The following is a 19,616-nucleotide window of genomic DNA, read 5'->3' on the forward strand; positions in this document are numbered from 1 at the left end:
GCAATCGCTCGCGGCTGGCCAACACCAGCCGGGTGAACTGTTCGCGCTGCCGGGCCCCGACCTCATCGATGGCAGCCAACCCACGTGCCGCGCGCCATTGCCGTGTTCCCTCCTGCTCGACAAAGGAGGCGAACGACTCGTTGAACTCGGTATCGTCCTGCACGTAGACGCGCTGGTGCGCCAGCTCATGAAAGATCACCGTGGCCAGGCGCTCATCGCCCCAGCCGGCCATGGTCGACAGGATCGGATCGTCGAACCAGCCCAGGGTGGAATAAGCCTCCACACCTCCCACATAGACATCCAGGCCCTCCTGGCGCATCAACGCCGCCGCGCCGCGGGCCGCGCCCTGCCGGTAATATCCTCGATAGGCCACGCAGCCGGCGATGGGGAAGCAATGGGTCACCGGCTGCAACGACAGCTCAGGGGTCGCGAACACATTCCATACCACATACGGTCGCCCCAAATCGGCGTAGACCCGGTAACTGCCGTTGTCCGGCAACTTCAACTGCGCGCTGGCGAAGGCCCGGGCCTTTTCGGCAAACAACAGGCGCTGGCGCAACACCGGGCTGGTGGCAGGACTCTCGATAACCCGGTCCAGCGGCTGGCGTGCCCGCAACAGCTGCCACTGGCCCTCCGCCAGTTGGCCGTAGTAGCTCACGCTGGAGCAACCGCTCAGCAGAACGCCCAGCGCCACGGGAACCAACCCGGTGAAAACGCGGTCGAGAACCCGACGGCTGCAGCGCATGAAAAGAAAAAGTCCAAACATCGAGGCTGTCTATCTCGCTCGTCGGCCGAATGCGACCAAGACTATCTCGCAAAGGGGAAGCTTCGCCATGCGTACTCTGCTGTTTGCCGCCGGCACGCTCGTGCTGCTGTCCGGTTGTGCCTCATTCCTGCCCAGCGCCGACCCGAACCAGGCTTGGATCGACCTGGCCCCGAGTGACAACGACTCGCTGCATGCCTTGCAGGTTGATGAGCGCGCCTGGGCCGACACCCGCTATTTCGAGGTGCAGCCCGGCAATCACGAGCTGACCGTGCGCTACCAGTTCGCCGTGACGCCCAGCAACATCGGCCCGGTGGACGAGCCGCTGTGGCGCGACTGTCAGCTCAATCTCACCTACAAGGACTTCACGGCCGGGCAGCGCTATCAGATGCAGGCCGGCAGTATCGGTTTCCGCCCCTGGATCAAGCTTTACGACCAGCAGCAGAAACTGATCGGCCAAGGCGAGCCGGCAGGCTGCCAGCGCACCTGAACCCCGCGAACGGCGCTATGCTTGTAACCTGTGAACCGCGAGCGGGAGTTTCACCATGCGCCAGCCCATGATGCTGATGGCCCTCAGTGCCCTGGGGGCGTGCGCCAGCCCCTTGCCGCCCGTTGACCCAGGCAAGGCCTGGGTCGATCTCTACACCATCACCCCCGGCAGAACCATCATGGCCGACCGTCTGGACGGCCAGCGCCTGGATGACGGCCGCTACTTCCAGGTGACACCTGGCAAGCATGAGCTGGTGGTGCGCTTCGACTACGAGATCTATTCCGGCGGTTTCAGCACTGACCCCACCGAGCGAACCTGCTATCTCACCGTGCGCTACAACGATTTCAAGGCCGGCCAGCGTTATCGCCTGGAGGCGCGGGCCCCGGCGATGCAGCCGCAGGTGCTGTTGTACGACGCCAACCGAAAGGTGGTCGTGAACGAGCCAAGCAACGTCACCTGTATTCCTTGATCGATGACGGGGCTGCCGTGCAGCCCCGACCGTCGAGCCTTACCGATCGTTCTTCTGGTAGATGATCTTCTTCGTGCCGCCCTCGCAGCTGCCAACGATCATGTTGGGATCACTGACCTCGGCATTGGGCACGATCTCAAGCGTGTAGGAGGAAACCTTGTTCGCCTGGATCTTCGCTTCGATCTCGGCCTTCAGTTCCTCGCACGGCTTGGGCGCGGCCAGTGCGGCGGTGGCCAGCAGGGAAGCCAGCACACCAAATGCAACGCGGATCATGGAACGGCTCCTGGGGCAGGGCAGACGAGCTGCCAACGCTGTTTAGACTACAGGAAACCGCCGCCGTTGCGCCGCCTAGGACAGCAGGGTGGCGTCCAAGCTGATCGTCGCGTTGAGCACCTTGGACACCGGACACCCAGCCTTGGCCTTGTTGGCGATCTCCTGGAACTGCGCCTCGCTGGCCCCAGGCACGGTGGCCTTGAGGGTCAGGTGAACGGCGGTGATGGCAAAGCCATCAGCCTGCTTGTCCAGGCTTACCTCGGCGTGAGTGTCGATCCGTTCAGGCGTGAATCCCGCCTCGCCCAACATCATCGACAACGCCATGGAGAAGCAGCCGGCATGGGCAGCGCCGATCAGTTCCTCCGGGTTAGTCCCAGGCGTGCCTTCGAAACGGGTGTTGAAGCCGTAGGGCGCTTGCTTGAGCGCGCCGCTTTCAGTGGAGATCTGGCCCTTGCCATCCTTCAGGCCACCTTGCCAGACCGCCGATGCTGTCTTCTTCATGCTGCCTCCTGTCACAGGGTTGGGGTGTCTATGGTTCTGAGGACCAAGCCCACGCCAAGTTCAGATCAATCCGCAGGAAGGCATTGAATCCGGCGAATATGCCCATACAGAGTCCAGAAGGCCATGGCCAATCACCTGAAGCGGAGGCTCCAATGACGCACCTGCGAGACCTGAAGATATCCACCCTCGACCTGGTGCCCGTGCGCGCCGATGGGAGCCCCGCGCAATCACTGCGCAACTCGCTGGACCTGGCCCGGCACGTCGAGCGCTTCGGCTACAACCGCTTCTGGGTCGCCGAACACCACAACATGGACGGCATCGCCAGTTCGGCCACCGCCGTGCTGATCGGCTACCTGGCCGGCGGCACCTCGAGCATCCGCGTCGGCTCCGGCGGGGTGATGCTGCCCAACCATGCACCGCTGGTGATCGCCGAGCAGTTCGGCACCCTGGCCAGCCTGTACCCGGGGCGTATCGACCTGGGCCTGGGCCGCGCCCCGGGCTCCGACCAGATGACCGCCCGCGCCCTGCGCCGTGAACGCTCCGGCAGTGCCGACGACTTCCCCGACGATGTCGAGGAACTGTCGCGTTACCTTGGCCCGCGTACAGATGATCAGAAAGTGATCGCCGTGCCTGGCCACGACACCGAGGTGCCAATGTGGTTGCTCGGCTCCAGCCTGTTCAGCGCCCAGCTGGCAGGCATGCGCGGCATGCCCTATGCCTTTGCCTCGCACTTCGCGCCGCGCTACATGCACGAGGCGATCCGCATCTACCGCGACCATTTCAAGCCGTCCACCACGCTGGACAAGCCTTACGTGATGCTCGGCATCCCGATGGTGGTTGCCGAGACCGACGAGAAGGCCGAGTACCTGGCGACGTCGGTGTACCAGCGTATCCTCGCGCTGATCCGTGGCCAGAGCCTGATGCAGCGCCCGCCGGTCGAAAGCATGAATGGACTGTGGCTGCCCCATGAGCGCGATGCAGTGAGCAGTTTCCTGGGCCTGGCGATGATCGGCAGCCCACAGAAGGTGCGGGCGAAGGTGGAGGTGCTGCTGGAACAGACCGGGGCGGATGAGCTGATCTTCACCAGCGACCTGTACGAGCATGCCGACCGGATCAGGTCCTATGAGCTGATGGCTCAGGCCTTGAAGACCGGTTAAAGGTCATCGCGGGGCAAGCCCGCTCCAGGGTACGCTCTGTGGGAGCGAGCTTGCCCCGCGATGGAGCCACAATCAGTCACGGCTATAGGCAATTACCTTGGTCCCAGCCTCGCAGGTACCCACCACCTTGTCGGCAGGATCACCCTTGGGGGCGATCGTAAGCTTGTAACCCTTCACCCCCTTGGCATCCAGCTTCGCCGCAATCTCCGCCTTGAGCTCCTCGCACGGCTTGCCCGCCGCCAGCGCACCACCGGCCAACGCCATCAGCCCCACGGCCAGAATCAACTTCTTCATCGATCGCTTTCCTTGTACAGATCCAAGACGAAAAGGGCGCGAAGCTCGCGCCCTGCAACCTTATTACCCGATCAGGCCGGGCAAGCCTAGCCCAGCTTCGTTTCAGCTGTTGGCGATGCGGAAGCCCACCTTCAGCGTCACCTGGAAGTGCGCGGCCTTGTTGTCGCGGATATGCCCGCGGGTATCGACCACCTCGAACCATTCCAGGTGCTTGATGCTCTTGCCGGCCTCGGCCAGGGCATTGTTGATCGCTTCTTCGATGCTGGTGGGGGAGGATCCGACCAGCTCGATCTTCTTGTAGGTGTGATGATCCGACATGAGTGCTCTCCTGGGTTGGTTAGTCCGTTGAGCCTAGCAGCGCAGGCCCGGTTTACCTGCGAGCGATCGGCGCAGGAGAAAGTTCGACTGCACTTTCTCAGCGCCGCGCAGTCGCATTCCTAACAGCCCATACCGCGAAGGAGAGTCAACATGCCACGCAATTCCCTGCGCCAAACCTCCCTGGAAAGCATGGAAGCCGAGATCGAAAGCCTGCTCAAGACACTGGAGCACCTCAAGCACGATGCCTCGGAGGAGTCCCACAAGACCATGAAGGCGCTGCGCGGCAATGCCGAGAACGCCCTCAAGCATTCGCGCAGCCTGCTCAGCGATGCCTACGAGGAAGTGAAGACCCGCACCCGCCAGACCGGTGTTGCCACCCGAGACTATGCCCAGGAACATCCCTGGACCACTGCGGGTGTGGCAGTTGGCGCCCTCGGCCTGCTGGCCGCCTACCTGATGTGCCGGCGTAATAACTAGCCGACCTGCTGCAGCTCCCGGCGCAGCCATTGCGCCAGCTGCTCGGCGCGCCCGTCCGCGGCGCGCCGGGGCACCCACAGGGCCAACGCAGCGTGGGTCGGGGAGAATCCCCAAGGCGCAGCCAGCCGCCCGGCCTTCAGGTCGTCCGCCACCAGCGGCTGTGGCGCGATGGCCACGCCAAGGCCGGCCACCGCCGCTTCCAGCAGGTAGTACAAATGCTCGAATGCCTGGCCGTAACTCAAAGTGCCAGGCTCGATGCCATGCTGCTGCGCCCAGGTCGGCCAGGCCTGTGGCCGCGAAGTCGTGTGGAGCACGGCCTCGCGTTGCAACGCCACGGCTGGCGCGGCTTTCAAACGATCGAAGCCTTCGAAGCGCGGACTCATCACCGGACCGATCCACTCTTCGGCGAGCACATGCACCTGCATGTCCGCCGGCCATGGCGGCTCGGCATAGACCAGCAACGCATCCAGCCCCGGGCGCCGCGGATCGAGATCGCCTTCACCCGCGGACAGGTGCAGGCGCAACTCCGGCAGGTCGGCCTTCAGGCGCCCCAGCCGCGGAATGAACCAGCGCGCCAGCAGGCTGCCAGAACAGCCGAGCACGAAGGGTGCTTCGTCGGCATCGCGGGAAAGCTCGGCGCAGACACCGCGCAGCCGGTCGAACGCCTCGAAGCTGGCATCACGCAGGCGCACCCCGGCATCTGTGAGTTTGACGCCACGCCCATCCTTGCCGAACAGGGCCACGCCCAGATGCTCCTCGAGCACCTTGATCTGCCGGCTGACGGCACCATGGGTCACATGCAGCGCCTCGGCAGCCTGGCTGACACTGTTCAGCCGGGCGGTCGCCTCGAAAGCCCGCAGGGCGTTGAGGGGGGGAAGGTCATGGGCCATTTGAGTTGTGAGTTTTCCTGACAGGTTTGCGCAATCTTATCGGTTTTCAGCCGGCCACGTCGTGGTTAGAGTAAAGCCCATCACTCATCCATTACGCCCTGGAGCGCCCCATGACCCAGACCCAATACCGCGCCGGCCCCGATGCCAACGGCCTGTTCGGCTCGTTCGGCGGCCGCTACGTGGCCGAAACCCTGATGCCCCTGGTGCTGGACCTGGCCCGCGAATACGAAGCGGCCAAGGCCGACCCCACGTTCCTCGAAGAACTGGCCTACTTCCAGCGCGACTACATCGGCCGCCCCAACCCGCTGTACTTCGCCGAGCGCCTGACCGAGCACTGCGGCGGCGCGAAGATCTTCTTCAAGCGTGAAGAGCTCAACCACACCGGCGCGCACAAGGTGAACAACTGCATCGGCCAGGTGCTGCTGGCCAAGCGCATGGGCAAGAAGCGCCTGATCGCAGAGACCGGCGCCGGCATGCACGGCGTGGCCACCGCCACCGTCGCCGCGCGCTTCGGCCTGCCCTGCGTGATCTACATGGGCGCCACCGACATCGAGCGCCAGCAGGCCAACGTGTTCCGCATGAAGCTGCTGGGTGCCGAGATCGTCCCGGTGACCGCCGGCACCGGCACCCTGAAGGACGCCATGAACGAGGCCCTGCGCGACTGGGTCACCAACGTCGAGGACACCTTCTACCTGATCGGCACCGTGGCAGGCCCGCACCCGTACCCGGCGATGGTCCGCGACTTCCAGTCGATCATCGGCAAGGAAACCCGCGCCCAGCTGCAGGAGAAGGAAGGGCGCCTGCCCGACAGCCTGATCGCCTGCGTCGGCGGCGGCTCCAACGCCATGGGCCTGTTCCACGACTTCCTCGATGACGCCAGCGTGCAGATCATCGGCGTCGAAGCCGGCGGCCACGGCGTGCACACCGACAAGCACGCGGCCAGCCTCAACGGCGGCGTGCCGGGTGTGCTGCACGGCAACCGCACCTACCTGCTGCAGGACGACGACGGCCAGATCACCGACGCCCACTCGATCTCCGCAGGCCTGGACTACCCCGGCATCGGCCCGGAGCACGCCTACCTGCACGAAGTGAAACGCGTGGAGTACGTCAGCATCACCGACGACGAGGCCCTCGACGCCTTCCACGCCACCTGCCGCCTGGAGGGCATCATCCCGGCGCTGGAAAGCTCCCACGCCCTGGCCGAGGCGATCAAGCGCGCGCCGAAGCTGCCCAAGGACCACCTGATGGTGATCTGCCTGTCCGGTCGCGGCGACAAGGACATGCAAACTGTGATGAACCACATGGCCGCCCAGGAGAAACAGGCATGAGCCGTCTCGAACAACGCTTCGCCGAACTGAAGGCCGAAGGCCGTTCCGCCCTGGTCACCTTCGTCACCGCTGGCGACCCGGGCTACGACGCCTCGCTGGAGATCCTCAAGGGCCTGCCGGCCGCTGGCGCCGATGTGATCGAACTGGGCATGCCGTTCACCGACCCGATGGCCGACGGCGTGGCCATCCAGCTCGCCACCCTGCGCGCCCTGGAAGCCGGCCAGACCCTGGCGAAGACCCTGCAGATGGTTCGCGAATTCCGTGTGGATAACCAGACCACGCCCATCGTGCTGATGGGTTACTACAACCCGATCCACCGCTTCGGCGTGGAGCAGTTCGTCGCCGAGGCAAAAGAAGCGGGCGTCGATGGCCTGATCATCGTCGACCTGCCACCGGAACACGACGCCGAACTGGCCACCCCGGCCCAGGCCGCAGGCATCGACTTCATCCGCCTGACCACCCCGACCACCGACGATGCGCGCCTGCCGCGCGTGCTGGAGCGCAGCTCCGGGTTCGTCTACTACGTGTCGGTGGCAGGTGTGACCGGTGCGGGTTCGGCAACCACCGAGCATGTGACCGAGGCCATTGCCCGCCTGCGTCGGCATACCGATCTGCCGATCAGCGTCGGTTTCGGCATCCGCACGCCGGAGCAGGCTGCTGCCATTGCCCGCCTGGCCGATGGCGTGGTGGTCGGTTCGGCGCTGGTCGACAAGATCGCCCAGGCCAAGGATGCCGGTCAGGCAGTGAACGATGTGCTGAGCCTGTGCTCGGCGCTGGCCGAAGGCGTGCGCGCCGCCCGCAACTGATCCGCGCAGCAGGTGTATTTGTGGGAGCGGGCTTGCCCCGCGATAACGATGGTGGACTCACCGCCGCTGTCGCGGGACAAGCCCGCTCCCACGTTGCATCAAGCACCAAATATCGACAGATCCAACGGCCTGATCGCCCCCATCCAGATCGCATGATCGCGGTGATCCGCCAGCTCATCCCCGGTTTCCGGGTGCAGGAACACCACCAGCCCCTTGCGATACAGCGCCAGCCACGGCAACACCACACCCACCACCTCCGGCCCGAAGGCCAGCTGACAGCTCCAGTCAGGGTGCGGCCCGACCGGTTTCTGGTGCATGCGTCCCATGGTCACGGGAAACAGCCGCGTTGCTTCCTCGCATAGTTCACGGGCCTGCTCCATGGTCGATGCGTCGTAGTACACGTGGGCGTGATAGCCCTTGATCCTTTGCACGATGGCTCCTGATTGCAGTAATGCGAACATCTTGAAGTCTACGCCATCTCATTACAGGCGCTCCTGCTCCAGCCAATCCACAAACCGCTCGATCAACGCCCCACGCCGCTTGCGTGGCGGCAGCACCACGTAATACCCCCGCTTCGAGCGCAAGCTGCCTTCCAGCGGCCGGCACAGCAGCCCCTGCCCGACCAGCCCGTCCACCAGATGCGCCCAGCCGATCGCCACGCCTTGGCCAGCAATCGCCGCCTGAATCAGCAGGGTGTAGTTGTCGAACCGCAGTTGACCGGACGGAGGAGGGCTGTCCACACCAAGACCACGGAAGACACCGGCCCAATCGAACCAGCGACTGGCCTGCTCGCCCTTCAGGTGCAACAACGGCAATCGTTGCAAAGCCTCGGCTGACAAGGGTTTGCCATGAGTCAGCCGTGGGCTGCAGACCGGGAAGACCTCCTCATCGAACAACCAGCGACTCTCGCCCTGATGGAAACGCCCATCACCAAACAGCACCGCCACATCGATGTCCGGGCGCAACATCCCCTGGCTGCGCTCGCCGGTCACCAGGCTCACGTCCACCTGTGGATAAGCGTCGTGGAAACGCTGCAAGCGCGGCATCAGCCAGAACGCCGCAAAGGCGAAGTCCGTAGCCACCTGCAGCACCTCGCGCTGGCCGCGCCCACTGGCTTGGGCGACGCCATCGTCCATCGCCTGCAAGCCCTGGTGCACCTGTTCGAACAATAGCAACCCCGCCTCGGTCAACTCGATGCCCCGGTAGATCCGGTCGAACAACCGCGTGCCCAACTGCGCCTCCAGGCGCTTCATCTGCTGGCTGACCGCCGGCTGGGTGGTGCCCAGCTCCACGGCCGCAGCCGTGAAGCTACGCAAGCGCGCGGCGGACTCGAACACGCGCAATGCGTCCAGAGACAGGTCGGCAAGGTGTTCAAACATAAGCATGGCTAATCCCAGTCATTGCCCGACGTGGGCTTTACCCACCTTATCCACAGCTCCATGCTGTATTGCAAGCGTTCACCATAACTCTCGACGATGGAAGGGCACCATGAAGCAACCCAATATCCTGTTCATCATGGCCGACCAGATGGCCGCGCCGCTGTTGCCGATCTACAGCCCGTCGCCGATCAAGATGCCCAACCTGGCGCGCCTCGCCGAGCAGGCCGTGGTGTTCGACTCCGCCTACTGCAACAGCCCGCTGTGCGCGCCCTCGCGCTTCACCCTGGTCAGCGGCCAGTTGCCCAGCCACATCGGCGCCTACGACAACGCCGCCGACTTTCCCGCCGACATTCCGACCTACGCCCACTACCTGCGCCGCATCGGCTACCGCACCGCGCTGTCGGGCAAGATGCATTTCTGCGGCCCGGACCAGTTGCACGGCTACGAAGAGCGCCTGACCAGCGACATCTACCCGGCCGACTATGGCTGGGCGGTGAACTGGGACGCGCCTGACGAGCGCCCGAGCTGGTACCACAACATGTCCTCGGTGCTTCAGGCCGGGCCGTGCGTGCGCACCAACCAGCTGGATTTCGACGAGGAGGTGGTGTTCAAGGCACGCCAGTACCTCTATGACCACGTGCGCGAAGACGATGGCCGGCCGTTCTGCCTGACCGTGTCGATGACCCACCCGCACGATCCGTACACCATCCCCAAACAATACTGGGATCTCTACGAGGCTGTGGATATCCCGCTACCCCGCGACGTGATCGCCCAGAGCCAGCAAGACCCGCACTCGCAGCGCCTGCTCAAGGTCTATGACCTGTGGGACAAGCCGCTGCCCGTGGACAAGATCCGCGATGCCCGCCGCGCCTACTTCGGCGCCTGCAGCTATATCGACGACAATATCGGCCTGCTTCTGCAGACGCTGGAAGACTGCGGCCTGGCCGACGACACCCTGATCATCTTCTCCGGCGACCACGGCGACATGCTTGGCGAGCGGGGGCTTTGGTACAAGATGCACTGGTTCGAGATGTCGGCGCGGGTACCGCTGCTGATCCACGCGCCCAAGCACTTCAAACCTGCGCGCATCAGCGCCAGCGTTTCCACCTGCGACCTGCTGCCGACGTTGGTCGAGCTGGCTGGCGGTGCTGTGGATAAAGATCTGCACCTGGACGGCCGCTCGCTGCTCGGCCACCTGCAAGGGCAGGGCGGGCATGACGAGGTGATCGGCGAATACATGGCCGAAGGTACCGTCGGCCCGCTGATGATGATCCGCCGCGGCGCCTACAAGTTCGTGTACAGCGAGGACGACCCCTGTTTACTCTACGACCTGAGCCGCGACCCGCACGAGCGGGAGAACCTCACCGGCAGCCCCGACCACCAGGCGCTGCTGCAGGCATTTGTCGATGAAGCCATGCTGCGCTGGGATATCCCCAGCCTGCGCCAGCAGGTGCTGGCCAGCCAACGCCGCCGCCGCCTGGTAGCCGAGGCGCTGGCCATCGGCACGCTGAAAAGCTGGGACCACCAACCGCTGGTCGACGCCAGCCAACAGTACATGCGCAACCACATCGATCTCGACGACCTCGAGCGCAAGGCACGTTATCCACAGCCCGCACCCCTGGATTGAGAAGAGAGGCCGCCATGCAGAAGTTCTCCACCGCCGTACTTGCCCTGGCCCTGAGCCTGGGCACGGCCCACGCCGCCGACGGCGACGCGCAATGCAGCACCGTGAAACTGGCCGACCCCGGCTGGAGCGATATCGCCAGCACCAACGCCGTCGCCCGCCTGCTCCTGGAAAGCCTGGGTTACCAGGTGAAGATCGACAGCCTGGCCGTGCCGATCATCTACGGCGGCCTGAAAGATGGCCGGGTGGATGCCTTCCTCGGCAACTGGATGCCGGCGCAGCAGGGTTTTCATGACAAGTTCATCGCCAATGGCGACGTGCAGCAGCTGGCGCGCAACCTGGAGGGCACCGAATTTACCCTGGCGGTGCCCGATTATGTCTGGGAGGCCGGCGTTAAGGACTTTGCCGACCTGCACAAGTACGCCGACAGGTTCGACAAGAAGCTCTACGGCATCGGCTCCGGCGCACCGGCCAACCTGTCGCTGAAGGCGATCATCGACAAGAACGACTTCGCGCTTGGGCACTGGAAGCTGGTCGAATCCAGCGAACAGGCGATGCTGGCCCAGGTGGATCGGGCGGTGAAGAAGCAGCAGTTCATCACCTTCCTCGGCTGGACACCGCATCCAATGAACGTGAAGTTGAAGATGCATTACCTCACGGGTGGCGAAAAATGGTTTGGGAGCAAAGGTGATGTGTACACGCTGACTCGCAAGGGATATCCACAGGCTTGCCCGAATGCGGCGAAGCTGTTGAGCAACCTGACGTTCACGCTGGACATGGAGAACAGCATCATGGCCGAGGTTGTGGACAAGAAGGTGAGCTTTGATGAGGCGGCCAGGGCTTGGGTGAAGAAGCGCCCAGAGTTGCTGGATGGTTGGTTGGCTGGAGTGACTACCAAGGCTGGTGGGGACGCAGCAGAAGCGGTTAAAGCCAAACTCTGATTTTTGTCTGTTAGGCTGCCGGGGCCGCTTTGCGGCCCTTTCGCGACGCAAGGCCGCTCCCACAGGGATTCGCGCTCTTCTGTGGGGCGGCCTTGCGTCGCGAAACGAGGGCAAAGCCCTCGCCAGCGATACTGAACAGGAATGACGCATGCCTCGTCTCCACCACCTGCTGCCCTTCCTCACCTGGCTCCCCCGCCAATCGAGCCGCAGCCTGCGCCAGGACCTGCTGGTAGGCCTGAGCGGCGCCATCCTTGCCCTGCCGCAATCGATCGCCTACGCCCTGATCGCCGGTCTGCCCGCCGAGTACGGCCTGTACGCCGCCATCGTGCCGGTGCTGGTGGCCTGCCTGTGGGGCTCGTCCTGGCACCTGATCTGCGGCCCCACCGCCGCCATCTCCATCGTCCTGTATGCCAGCATCAGCCCGCTGGCCGTGGCCGGCAGCGACGACTACGTGACCCTGGTGCTGCTGCTGACCTTCCTCGGCGGCGTCTTCCAGCTCATGCTGGGGCTGCTGCGCTTCGGCGCGCTGGTCAACTTCGTCTCCCATTCGGTGGTGCTGGGCTTCACCCTCGGTGCCGCCATCGTCATCGCCCTAGGGCAATTGCCCAACCTGCTGGGCCTGGACTTGCCAAGCCAGGCCACGGCTCTGAAGACCGTGCAGGAACTGGCTGACCATGTTGGCGAGGTGGACATGCCATCGCTGGTTCTGGGGCTGAGCACCCTGGCGATTGGCGTGCTGTTGAAACTGTGGCGGCCACGCTGGCCGAGCCTGTTGATAAGTCTGCTGCTGGTCAGCCTGACGGCCTGGCTGTTGCCCGGCGTGTTCGGCCATGTGCCGCGTGTGCCCGCCTTCGTCGGCCAGTTGCCACCGCTCAGCCCACTGCCGTTACTCGATGTGGAACTGATCCTGCGCCTGCTGCCCAGTGCCGTGGCTGTCGGCATGCTTGGGCTGGTCACCAGCCTGTCCATCGCCCGTTCCCTGTCCGCACGTTCCGAGCAACTGATCGACGCCAACCAGGAGATTCGCGCCCAGGGCTTGTCGAACATAATCGGGGCATTGTTCTCCGGCTACCTGTCCTCCGGCTCCTTTACCCGCTCCGGGCTCAGCTACGACGCAGGGGCCCGCTCGCCGTTGGCCGGGGTGTTCTCGGCGCTGTGGGTGGCGCTGTTCGCGGTGGCGGGGGCCGGGCTGATCGCCCATCTGTCGATCCCGGCGATGGCGGGCAGCATCCTGTTGATTTGCTGGGGGCTGGTAGACCATCGCGGCATCCGCGCGCTGTTCCGGGTCAGCCGTTCGGAGTTCCTGGTCATGGCGCTGACCGCCGCCGCGACCCTGCTGCTCGAGCTGCAGACGGCGATCTACGCCGGGGTGCTGGCATCGCTGTTCTTCTACCTCAAGCGCACCTCGAGGCCGCGAGTGCAGCAGAGCCGGGAAGGGGAGGCGGACGTGTTGCGGGTGGGCGGGTCGATCTTCTTCGGCGCAGCGCATTACCTGCAGCTGCGCTTGCAGCGCTGCCAGGGGCCGCATGTGGTGATCGATGCGCGACAGGTGAACTTCATCGATTATTCGGGTGTGGATATGTTGCACCGCGAGGCGCGGCGGTTGATGCGTAATGGCGGAAGCCTGACGTTGCAGCGGGCAAGGCCGCAGGTGATCGAGGAACTGCAGAAGCTGGAAGGCATGGCGAGTTGCCCGATTCGCTTCGAGGGCTGATGGTCAACTGGCATTTCTGTCAGTTGCGAACAGCGTGCAGGCGATGAAAGAGTAAACAACGCTCATTCACTGCGGAGCACGCCATGAGTAGTTGCGTTCATCTCGCCCTGGCACTCGTGCCATTACTAGCTGCTCAAGGCAGCGGCGCTGTGGATAACTGCTGGAGCGTTGCCGATGCTCAAGTACGGATTGCCCGGCTGGAAAGCGACATGACCGCTCGCGATCCCTACACTGGCGAAACGCAATCCACAGCCAAACTCGCTCACTACCAGCAGCAAATCGACCTGGAACGCCAATTCATCCAACAGCGCCCCGAAGTCAACTGCGCGCCAGTTGCCGACGCAACTCATCCAGCACAGGCACCGTGTCAGGACGCACCCCCCGCCAGATAAAGAACGCCTCGGCCGCCTGCTCGGCCAGCATCCCCAGCCCATCCAGCACCTTGGCCGCACCCAGCTTGCTGGCCCACTGGCAGAAAGGTGTCGGCTCCTTGCCATACATCATGTCGTAGCAGACGGTGCGCCCCGCCTCGACCAGGCTGTCGGCAATCGGCGGCAGTTCGCCAGACAAGCTCGCAGAAGTAGCGTTGATGATCACGTCTACCGGCTCCTGCAACCAGCTGAAACCACTGGCCACCACCGGCCCCAGCTCATCGAACTCCCGCGCCAGCTGCTCGGCTTTCTCGACGGTACGGTTGGCGATCACCAGCGACTGTGGCTTGTGCGCCAGGATCGGCTCCAGCACACCCCGAACAGCACCGCCGGCGCCAAGGATAAGGATGCGCTTGCCAGCCAAGGTCACCCCGGCGTTCACCGTCAGGTCACGCACCAGCCCGGCGCCGTCGGTGTTGTCGCCTTGCAAGGTACCGTCGGCCAGCTTGGTCAGGGTGTTCACCGCGCCAGCACGTTGCGCACGCGGGGTGAGGCTGTCGCACAGGCGATAGGCCTCTTCCTTGAATGGCACGGTGACGTTGGCGCCGCTGCCTTGCTTGAAGAAGCCTGTGGCGCAGTCGCTGAACTCGTCCAACGGCGCCAGCAGGGTGGCGTACTCCAGGTCCTGGCCGGTCTGGTCAGCGAACAGGCGGTGGATCAGCGGCGACTTGCTATGGCCGATTGGGTTGCCGAATACGACGTACTGGTCCATGGGAGCTCCTCGGTTATCCACAGGCTTACTGGGCGAGCCAGTCGCGGTCCTGCAGGAAATAGTCGGTCAGGCGCGCTTCCTCGCTGCCAGGCTCCGCTTTCCAATCGTAACCCCAGCGCACCTGCGGCGGCAGCGACATCAGGATCGACTCGGTGCGACCGCCCGACTGCAAGCCGAACAGCGTGCCACGGTCGTAGACCAGGTTGAATTCGACGTAGCGGCCACGGCGGTATTCCTGGAATTCGCGCTGCTTGGCGGTGTACGGCGTGTCCTTGCGGCGCTGGATGATCGGCAGGTAGGCATCGACGTAGGCGTCGCCGATGGCGCGCATGAAGGCGAAGCAGGTGTCGAAGTCCCACTCGTTCAGATCGTCGAAGAACAGGCCGCCGATGCCGCGCGGCTCGCCGCGGTGCTTGAGGTGGAAGTAGCGGTCGCACCAGGCCTTGTAGCGCGGGTAGACGTCGGCGCCGAACGGCGCGCAGGCCTGCTCGGCGACGCGGTGCCAGTGCACGCAGTCTTCTTCGTTGCCGTAGTACGGGGTCAGGTCGAAGCCGCCACCGAACCACCATACCGCCTCTTCACCCTCTTTTTCGGCGATGAAGAAGCGCACATTGGCGTGGGAGGTCGGCACATGCGGGTTGTGCGGGTGGATCACCAGCGACACGCCCAGGGCCTCGAAGCCACGGCCCGCCAGCTCCGGGCGGTGGGCACTGGCCGACGGCGGCAGGCCGGCGCCGAACACGTGGGAGAAGTTCACCCCGCCTTTCTCGATCACCTTGCCCTCGCCGATCACCCGCGTGCGACCACCGCCGCCGGCATCGCGCACCCAGGCATCCTCGACGAAGCGGGCGCCGCCGTCTTCGGTTTCGAGGGCAGAGCAGATGCGGTCTTGCAGGTCGAGCAGGTAGGCTTTTACGGCCTCGGTGCGGCTGGTCATCGGGTCACCTGGAAGGAGCGGGAAAATTCGCCGCGTAGCATACCACCGGCCGACGCCGCGTCGCAGTTGACGGCGGTCAAGCAAAGGCGTCCGATAGAAGGCCTTTGCGACCCTCGACGACAGGAGTATGTGATGGCCAAGCGTATCCAGTTCAGCCAGCATGGCGGCCCGGAAGTCCTGCAACTGGTGGAGTTCGACCCGGCACCGCCCGGCCCGCAGCAGGTGCGGGTGCGTAACCATGCGATCGGTTTGAACTTCATCGACACCTATTTCCGCAACGGGCTGTATGCGCCGCCTGCGCTGCCTTCCGGGCTGGGCACCGAAGCGGCCGGCGTGGTCGAGGCGGTGGGCGAGGGTGTCAGCCGGATCAAGGTCGGCGACCGCGTGGCCTATGCCGGTGGGCCGCTTGGGGCCTACAGCGAGGTGCAGACGCTGCCGGAGGCCAACCTGGTGAAGCTGCCGGAGGCGATCAGCTTCGAACAGGCGGCGGCGGTAATGCTCAAGGGGCTGACCACGCAGTATTTGCTCAAGCAGACCTATGCCGTGCAGCCGGGGGACTTCGTGCTGTTCCATGCCGCCGCTGGCGGTGTGGGGTCGCTGGCTTGCCAGTGGGCCAAGGCGCTGGGCGCGAAGCTGATCGGTACCGTCAGTTCTGCTGAGAAAGCCGAACGGGCCAAGGCCCTCGGCGCCTGGGCGACCATCGACTACAGCCATGAAGACGTGGCCAAGCGTGTGCTGGAGCTGACAGACGGTCAGAAGTGCGCGGTGGTGTATGACGGCGTGGGGGCCGATACCTGGCTGACTTCGCTGGATTGCCTGCGGCCGCGCGGTTTGATGGTCAGCTTTGGCAATGCCTCCGGCGCGGTAACCGGGGTCAACTTGGGGATCCTGTCGCAGAAGGGATCGCTGTATGTCACCCGGCCGACGCTGGCGAGCTACGCCAACAATGCCGAGAACACCCAGGCCATGGCCGATGACCTGTTCGCGATGATCGCCAGCGGCAAGCTGGTTGTGGATATCCAGCAACGGTATCCGTTGAGCGAGGCGGCCAAGGCGCAGGCGGAGTTGTCGGCGCGGCGGACCGTTGGCTCGACTGTGCTTCTGCCTTGAAGCCCCTATCGCGGGGCAAGTCGCAGCGGCCGAAGGGGTGGGTTGTGGTGTTAGGAAGTGGTGGATCGGGGACAATCTTCTTGTTCATGGCAACCTCTACCAGAGTAGGGCTGACACCTCGTCCGTTACCACACGAATGGGTGGCAGCTGTACACGGGGTGGTAAACCGGGGAGGTACCAGACCCGGCAGGCTCGAAAGCCTCCCGCGCACAGCCGCCATAGACGACTCTGATACCTTCCTGTTACCGGGTTACCACACCCGATCGCCAAGTTATTCGGCGACGGTTTGGAGCCTAAAGGCAGGCGTTCCCACTGAGAAGGTAATGGCAGTCGACAGACTGCGTAGGATATTTCTCTGAATTCAGAATGGGCAGCCATCTGGGTGCAAATCAGAAAAATCGGCGGGAATTCTGGGGCCGCTTTGCGGCCCTTTCGCGGCACAAGGCCGCTCCCACAGGTTACAGCGCCAAGCCTGAGAGCTGCGCTGTACCTGTAAGAGCGGCCTTGTGTCGCGAAACGAGGGCGAAGCGCCAGCGGTATCAGCCCGGGCGCACAACCTCGCCGGTCGCCAGGTCGCGAATCAGGCTCGGGTTCTTCCGCCCACCCAACGCCCCACCCAGCACCATGTCCAGCTGCTTGTGGAAATACTGCTCCACCCGCAACCGGCTCTTGGCCGCCGGGCGCCCAGCCGGGTTGCAAGAGGTGGAAATCAGCGGCCCCACCAGCGCGCACAGCTCGCGCACCTGTGGATGATCGCTGACTCGCAAGGCCACGGTGTCATGCTGCCCGGTCACCCACTCGGGCAGCAGACCCTGGTGCGGCACCAGCCAGGTGTTAGGCCCAGGCCAGGTGGCGCTCATGCGGTCGATCCAGTCCTGGGGGAAATCCTCGAACAGAAAGTCGAACTGGCGAATGTTGTCGGCGACCAGGATCAGCCCTTTATCCACAGGTCGCGACTTGAGCGCCAGCAGGCGATACACCGCGTCCTCGTTCCACGGGTCGCAGCCCAGGCCCCAGACCGCTTCCGTCGGATAGGCGATCACCGCACCCGCCTTCACCTCGCGCGCGGCTTGTTGCACACGCCAACTGCTCACCATTTTCCGTCTCTCCGCATTAACGCCGTGCGCGCAGTGTACTTAGCCCGCACGGGCAAACCAACGCCCGGCTTCATTGCTCACCCGGCCTTCGAGCTCCAGCTCGGTAAGGCTGGCCAGTACCTGGGCCAGTGGCAGGCCGCTGCTGCTGGCCAGGCCCTCGGTGGTCTGGGGTGCGGCGTGGAGCAGGGCGATCAATGGATGAGCGGGTTTATCCACAATCGCAGGCGGCAGGTTCTGCCACCCACGCAGGCTGTCGAGGATCTGCTCCACGCTTTCCACCAGCAGGGCACCGTCGCGGATCAACTGATGGCAGCCCTTGGCGCCGGGGTGATGAATGGACCCGGGAATCGCGTACACCTCCCGCCCCTGTTCGGCGGCAAGCCGTGCGGTGATCAACGAACCGCTGGCCAGGCTGGCCTCGACCACCAGCACACCCAGCGACAAGCCGCTGATGATCCGGTTGCGACGCGGGAAGTTGCCGGCCAGCGGGCCGGCATCCAGCGGGTACTCGGAAACCAGCGCGCTGCCACTGTCGAGCATTGCCCGTGCCAGGTCACGGTGGCGCTGTGGATAAAGTTTTTGCAACCCCGTGCCGAGCACCCCGATGGTGTGCCCGCCGGCTTTCAAAGCGGCCCGATGAGCGGCACCGTCGACGCCCAGCGCCAGCCCGCTGGTGATGGTGAAACCAGCCTGGGAAAGGCATCGGGAAAACGCGCCTGCGGTATCCAGCGCCGGGGGTGAAGCACGCCTGCTACCCACGATCGCCAGTTGCGGTTGTTCGAGTAAATCGGGGTCGCCCGCGACGAACAACAGCGGCGGCGGATCGTCTATCTCGGCCAGCAACGCCGGGTAGCCAGGCCCGTCCCACATCAGTAAATACTGGCCCGGACGCTCTAGCCAGCGCATTGCAGCCAATGCGCCATCGCGCACTTGCGGGCTGCGCCGGGCGTCTATACTGGCAACCTTCAGTCCCAACGCCTGCCAGGCACTGGCCGGCGCGCTGAGTGCCGACGAGGCACTGCCGAACGCTTCGATGAGGGTATGGAAACGACGCAAGCCAATCTCCGGAAGGCTATGAAGACGCAGCCGCGCCTCCAGTTCCGCAGGCGGACAAGGCGACGAACGGGATGGGTTCATGGTGGATCATCCTTGATCGACAGGGGGCCAGATACGTGGCACAACCTGTGGATAACTTTGTGAGTAACACTTTGAAAAGCTGTCCATGAAATGGCAGCTATCAAGCCCATAGAGACCCTAGCCAAGCTTCACAGGTGCCGAACGCCCCATTTCCCTTTATTATGTGTGCTCAGTTTTCAACCGACCGCACAGTGACTGCCTGACCGCCATGGCTATTTTGAACATTCTCGAATTTCCCGATCCGCGCCTGCGCACCATCGCCAAACCGGTGACGGAGTTCGACGACGCCTTGAGCCAGCTGATCGACGACATGTTCGAGACCATGTACGAGGCGCCCGGCATCGGCCTGGCCGCGACCCAGGTCAACGTGCACAAGCAGGTCGTGGTGATGGACCTGAGCGAAGACCGCAGCGAGCCGCGCGTCTTCATCAACCCCACGGTCGAGGAACTGACCCACGACATGGGCCAGTACCAGGAAGGCTGCCTGTCGGTGCCCGGCTTCTACGAGAACGTCGATCGCCCGCTGCGCGTGCGGGTCAAGGCCCAGGACCGCGACGGCAAGCCCTACGAACTGGAATGCGAAGGCCTGCTGGCCGTGTGCGTGCAGCACGAGTTCGATCACCTCAACGGCAAGCTGTTCGTCGATTACCTGTCCCAGCTCAAACGCGATCGGATCAAGAAGAAGCTGGAAAAGCAGCACCGCCAGCAAGCCTGATCCCCACCTTCCAGAAGGCTTGCTCCGGCAAGCCTTTTTCTTTTTGAAGAAGC

24 protein-coding genes are annotated in these 19,616 nt (G+C 64.2%); 11 read left to right on the forward strand and 13 right to left on the reverse strand.

The features are described from left to right. A partial coding sequence (locus CC207_RS04965) for an aminopeptidase (protein ID WP_371916439.1) occupies positions 1–745 on the reverse strand: 745 nt, incomplete at its 3' end. Positions 746–833: 88 nt separating this feature from the next. Between CC207_RS04965 and CC207_RS04970 the strand changes: the two genes are divergently transcribed. Further along, complete coding sequence (locus CC207_RS04970; protein WP_088851681.1) at positions 834–1,253, forward strand: hypothetical protein; 420 nt, start codon at positions 834–836, stop codon at positions 1,251–1,253. A 55-nt stretch (positions 1,254–1,308) separates the two neighbouring features. Continuing rightward, on the forward strand, positions 1,309–1,722 hold the full coding sequence (locus CC207_RS04975; protein WP_028688711.1) for a hypothetical protein: 414 nt from the start codon (positions 1,309–1,311) through the stop codon (positions 1,720–1,722). A gap of 39 nt (positions 1,723–1,761) precedes the next feature. Here the strand turns inward: CC207_RS04975 and CC207_RS04980 are convergent, their stop codons facing one another. Together CC207_RS04980 and CC207_RS04985 are read right to left on the reverse strand one after the other, a co-directional pair. After that, positions 1,762–1,995: a DUF1161 domain-containing protein gene (locus tag CC207_RS04980; protein WP_028688712.1), complete on the reverse strand. Its 234-nt coding sequence runs from the start codon at positions 1,993–1,995 to the stop codon at positions 1,762–1,764. A 75-nt stretch (positions 1,996–2,070) separates the two neighbouring features. Next, positions 2,071–2,496, reverse strand: coding sequence for an OsmC family protein (locus tag CC207_RS04985; RefSeq protein ID WP_028688713.1), 426 nt, complete (start codon positions 2,494–2,496; stop codon positions 2,071–2,073). A gap of 152 nt (positions 2,497–2,648) precedes the next feature. On the opposite strand from CC207_RS04985, the gene CC207_RS04990 reads away from it, so the two are divergent. Beyond that, positions 2,649–3,653, forward strand: coding sequence for an LLM class flavin-dependent oxidoreductase (locus CC207_RS04990; RefSeq protein WP_028688714.1), 1,005 nt, complete (start codon positions 2,649–2,651; stop codon positions 3,651–3,653). A 72-nt stretch (positions 3,654–3,725) separates the two neighbouring features. Here CC207_RS04990 and CC207_RS04995 read toward each other — a convergent pair whose 3' ends face one another. Both CC207_RS04995 and CC207_RS05000 read right to left on the reverse strand, forming a co-directional pair. Continuing rightward, positions 3,726–3,947 carry a DUF1161 domain-containing protein gene (locus CC207_RS04995; protein ID WP_028688715.1) on the reverse strand — a complete coding sequence of 74 codons (222 nt, stop codon included), beginning with the start codon at positions 3,945–3,947 and terminating at the stop codon, positions 3,726–3,728. A 102-nt stretch (positions 3,948–4,049) separates the two neighbouring features. Beyond that, the gene (locus tag CC207_RS05000) at positions 4,050–4,265 is read right to left on the reverse strand and encodes a dodecin (RefSeq protein ID WP_011531496.1); all 216 of its coding nucleotides are present in this window, start codon (positions 4,263–4,265) and stop codon (positions 4,050–4,052) included. 150 nt (positions 4,266–4,415) lie between these two features. On the opposite strand from CC207_RS05000, the gene CC207_RS05005 reads away from it, so the two are divergent. Continuing rightward, the gene (locus CC207_RS05005; protein WP_028688716.1) at positions 4,416–4,742 is read left to right on the forward strand and encodes a YqjD family protein; all 327 of its coding nucleotides are present in this window, start codon (positions 4,416–4,418) and stop codon (positions 4,740–4,742) included. Here the strand turns inward: CC207_RS05005 and CC207_RS05010 are convergent. After that, complete coding sequence (locus CC207_RS05010) at positions 4,739–5,632, reverse strand: LysR family transcriptional regulator (RefSeq protein WP_028688717.1); 894 nt, start codon at positions 5,630–5,632, stop codon at positions 4,739–4,741. The two genes, CC207_RS05005 and CC207_RS05010, sit on opposite strands and share 4 nt — an antisense overlap. A 110-nt stretch (positions 5,633–5,742) precedes the next feature. Between CC207_RS05010 and trpB the strand changes: the two genes are divergently transcribed. Together trpB and trpA are read left to right on the forward strand one after the other, a co-directional pair. Beyond that, on the forward strand, positions 5,743–6,960 hold the full coding sequence (trpB, locus tag CC207_RS05015) for a tryptophan synthase subunit beta (protein WP_028688718.1): 1,218 nt from the start codon (positions 5,743–5,745) through the stop codon (positions 6,958–6,960). Next, the gene (gene trpA / locus CC207_RS05020) at positions 6,957–7,766 is read left to right on the forward strand and encodes a tryptophan synthase subunit alpha (protein ID WP_028688719.1); all 810 of its coding nucleotides are present in this window, start codon (positions 6,957–6,959) and stop codon (positions 7,764–7,766) included. The genes trpB and trpA overlap by 4 nt, the downstream gene beginning before the upstream one ends. Positions 7,767–7,864: 98 nt before the next feature. Here the strand turns inward: trpA and CC207_RS05025 are convergent, their stop codons facing one another. Together CC207_RS05025 and CC207_RS05030 are read right to left on the reverse strand one after the other, a co-directional pair. Further along, a complete protein-coding gene (locus tag CC207_RS05025; RefSeq protein WP_028688720.1) occupies positions 7,865–8,197 on the reverse strand; it encodes a DOPA 4,5-dioxygenase family protein in 333 nt (110 codons plus the stop codon). 51 nt (positions 8,198–8,248) lie between these two features. Beyond that, positions 8,249–9,145, reverse strand: coding sequence for a LysR family transcriptional regulator (locus CC207_RS05030; RefSeq protein WP_028688721.1), 897 nt, complete (start codon positions 9,143–9,145; stop codon positions 8,249–8,251). A gap of 109 nt (positions 9,146–9,254) precedes the next feature. Here CC207_RS05030 and betC point away from each other — a divergent pair, with 109 nt between their 5' ends. From betC to CC207_RS05045, 3 genes are all read left to right on the forward strand, one after another. Continuing rightward, on the forward strand, positions 9,255–10,772 hold the full coding sequence (gene betC / locus CC207_RS05035) for a choline-sulfatase (protein ID WP_088851682.1): 1,518 nt from the start codon (positions 9,255–9,257) through the stop codon (positions 10,770–10,772). A 14-nt stretch (positions 10,773–10,786) separates the two neighbouring features. Next, on the forward strand, positions 10,787–11,710 hold the full coding sequence (gene choX / locus CC207_RS05040) for a choline ABC transporter substrate-binding protein (protein ID WP_088851683.1): 924 nt from the start codon (positions 10,787–10,789) through the stop codon (positions 11,708–11,710). A 148-nt stretch (positions 11,711–11,858) separates the two neighbouring features. After that, positions 11,859–13,424, forward strand: coding sequence for a SulP family inorganic anion transporter (locus tag CC207_RS05045; protein ID WP_088851684.1), 1,566 nt, complete (start codon positions 11,859–11,861; stop codon positions 13,422–13,424). Positions 13,425–13,549: 125 nt separating this feature from the next. On the opposite strand, the gene CC207_RS27105 is transcribed toward CC207_RS05045, so the two are convergent. From CC207_RS27105 to hemF, 3 genes are read right to left on the reverse strand one after another with little or no spacing between them, the layout of a single operon-like run. Next, positions 13,550–13,774 carry a hypothetical protein gene (locus CC207_RS27105; RefSeq protein ID WP_139121014.1) on the reverse strand — a complete coding sequence of 75 codons (225 nt, stop codon included), beginning with the start codon at positions 13,772–13,774 and terminating at the stop codon, positions 13,550–13,552. Next, the gene (aroE, locus tag CC207_RS05050) at positions 13,743–14,567 is read right to left on the reverse strand and encodes a shikimate dehydrogenase (RefSeq protein WP_062360019.1); all 825 of its coding nucleotides are present in this window, start codon (positions 14,565–14,567) and stop codon (positions 13,743–13,745) included. The genes CC207_RS27105 and aroE overlap by 32 nt, the downstream gene beginning before the upstream one ends. Before the next feature lie 25 nt (positions 14,568–14,592). Further along, entirely contained in the window at positions 14,593–15,504 is a 912-nt protein-coding gene (hemF, locus tag CC207_RS05055; protein ID WP_011531485.1) for an oxygen-dependent coproporphyrinogen oxidase, read from the reverse strand. 132 nt (positions 15,505–15,636) lie between these two features. On the opposite strand from hemF, the gene CC207_RS05060 reads away from it, so the two are divergent. Beyond that, positions 15,637–16,614 (forward strand): NADPH:quinone reductase, encoded by a 978-nt coding sequence (locus tag CC207_RS05060; RefSeq protein WP_069015954.1) that lies wholly within the window; start codon positions 15,637–15,639, stop codon positions 16,612–16,614. 539 nt (positions 16,615–17,153) lie between these two features. On the opposite strand, the gene CC207_RS05065 is transcribed toward CC207_RS05060, so the two are convergent. Continuing rightward, positions 17,154–17,711 carry an L-threonylcarbamoyladenylate synthase gene (locus CC207_RS05065; protein WP_069015955.1) on the reverse strand — a complete coding sequence of 186 codons (558 nt, stop codon included), beginning with the start codon at positions 17,709–17,711 and terminating at the stop codon, positions 17,154–17,156. 39 nt (positions 17,712–17,750) lie between these two features. Then, the gene (gene dprA / locus CC207_RS05070) at positions 17,751–18,848 is read right to left on the reverse strand and encodes a DNA-processing protein DprA (RefSeq protein ID WP_069015956.1); all 1,098 of its coding nucleotides are present in this window, start codon (positions 18,846–18,848) and stop codon (positions 17,751–17,753) included. Positions 18,849–19,056: 208 nt separating this feature from the next. On the opposite strand from dprA, the gene def reads away from it, so the two are divergent. After that, positions 19,057–19,563, forward strand: coding sequence for a peptide deformylase (gene def, locus CC207_RS05075; protein ID WP_028690050.1), 507 nt, complete (start codon positions 19,057–19,059; stop codon positions 19,561–19,563). The last annotated feature ends 53 nt before the right edge of the window (positions 19,564–19,616 follow it).

The organism is Pseudomonas sp. DrBHI1 (assembly GCF_002205115.1).
Classification (GTDB): Bacteria; Pseudomonadota; Gammaproteobacteria; order Pseudomonadales; family Pseudomonadaceae; genus Aquipseudomonas; species Aquipseudomonas mosselii.

Excerpts from the sequence above, each read along its gene's own strand:
- CC207_RS04970 (WP_088851681.1), top strand. The coding sequence starts at position 834 with ATGCGTACTCTGCTGTTTGCCGCCGGCACGCTCGTGCTGCTGTCCGGT.
- CC207_RS05045 (WP_088851684.1), top strand. The coding sequence starts at position 11,859 with ATGCCTCGTCTCCACCACCTGCTGCCCTTCCTCACCTGGCTCCCCCGC.
- CC207_RS05065 (WP_069015955.1), bottom strand. The coding sequence starts at position 17,711 with ATGGTGAGCAGTTGGCGTGTGCAACAAGCCGCGCGCGAGGTGAAGGCG.
- aroE (WP_062360019.1), bottom strand. The coding sequence starts at position 14,567 with ATGGACCAGTACGTCGTATTCGGCAACCCAATCGGCCATAGCAAGTCG.
- CC207_RS05005 (WP_028688716.1), top strand. The coding sequence starts at position 4,416 with ATGCCACGCAATTCCCTGCGCCAAACCTCCCTGGAAAGCATGGAAGCC.
- CC207_RS05060 (WP_069015954.1), top strand. The coding sequence starts at position 15,637 with ATGGCCAAGCGTATCCAGTTCAGCCAGCATGGCGGCCCGGAAGTCCTG.
- trpA (WP_028688719.1), top strand. The coding sequence starts at position 6,957 with ATGAGCCGTCTCGAACAACGCTTCGCCGAACTGAAGGCCGAAGGCCGT.
- CC207_RS27105 (WP_139121014.1), bottom strand. The coding sequence starts at position 13,774 with ATGAGTTGCGTCGGCAACTGGCGCGCAGTTGACTTCGGGGCGCTGTTG.
- CC207_RS04985 (WP_028688713.1), bottom strand. The coding sequence starts at position 2,496 with ATGAAGAAGACAGCATCGGCGGTCTGGCAAGGTGGCCTGAAGGATGGC.
- CC207_RS04975 (WP_028688711.1), top strand. The coding sequence starts at position 1,309 with ATGCGCCAGCCCATGATGCTGATGGCCCTCAGTGCCCTGGGGGCGTGC.
- CC207_RS05030 (WP_028688721.1), bottom strand. The coding sequence starts at position 9,145 with ATGTTTGAACACCTTGCCGACCTGTCTCTGGACGCATTGCGCGTGTTC.
- choX (WP_088851683.1), top strand. The coding sequence starts at position 10,787 with ATGCAGAAGTTCTCCACCGCCGTACTTGCCCTGGCCCTGAGCCTGGGC.
- CC207_RS04995 (WP_028688715.1), bottom strand. The coding sequence starts at position 3,947 with ATGAAGAAGTTGATTCTGGCCGTGGGGCTGATGGCGTTGGCCGGTGGT.
- dprA (WP_069015956.1), bottom strand. The coding sequence starts at position 18,848 with ATGAACCCATCCCGTTCGTCGCCTTGTCCGCCTGCGGAACTGGAGGCG.
- hemF (WP_011531485.1), bottom strand. The coding sequence starts at position 15,504 with ATGACCAGCCGCACCGAGGCCGTAAAAGCCTACCTGCTCGACCTGCAA.
- def (WP_028690050.1), top strand. The coding sequence starts at position 19,057 with ATGGCTATTTTGAACATTCTCGAATTTCCCGATCCGCGCCTGCGCACC.
- trpB (WP_028688718.1), top strand. The coding sequence starts at position 5,743 with ATGACCCAGACCCAATACCGCGCCGGCCCCGATGCCAACGGCCTGTTC.
- betC (WP_088851682.1), top strand. The coding sequence starts at position 9,255 with ATGAAGCAACCCAATATCCTGTTCATCATGGCCGACCAGATGGCCGCG.
- CC207_RS05000 (WP_011531496.1), bottom strand. The coding sequence starts at position 4,265 with ATGTCGGATCATCACACCTACAAGAAGATCGAGCTGGTCGGATCCTCC.
- CC207_RS04990 (WP_028688714.1), top strand. The coding sequence starts at position 2,649 with ATGACGCACCTGCGAGACCTGAAGATATCCACCCTCGACCTGGTGCCC.
- CC207_RS05010 (WP_028688717.1), bottom strand. The coding sequence starts at position 5,632 with ATGGCCCATGACCTTCCCCCCCTCAACGCCCTGCGGGCTTTCGAGGCG.
- CC207_RS04980 (WP_028688712.1), bottom strand. The coding sequence starts at position 1,995 with ATGATCCGCGTTGCATTTGGTGTGCTGGCTTCCCTGCTGGCCACCGCC.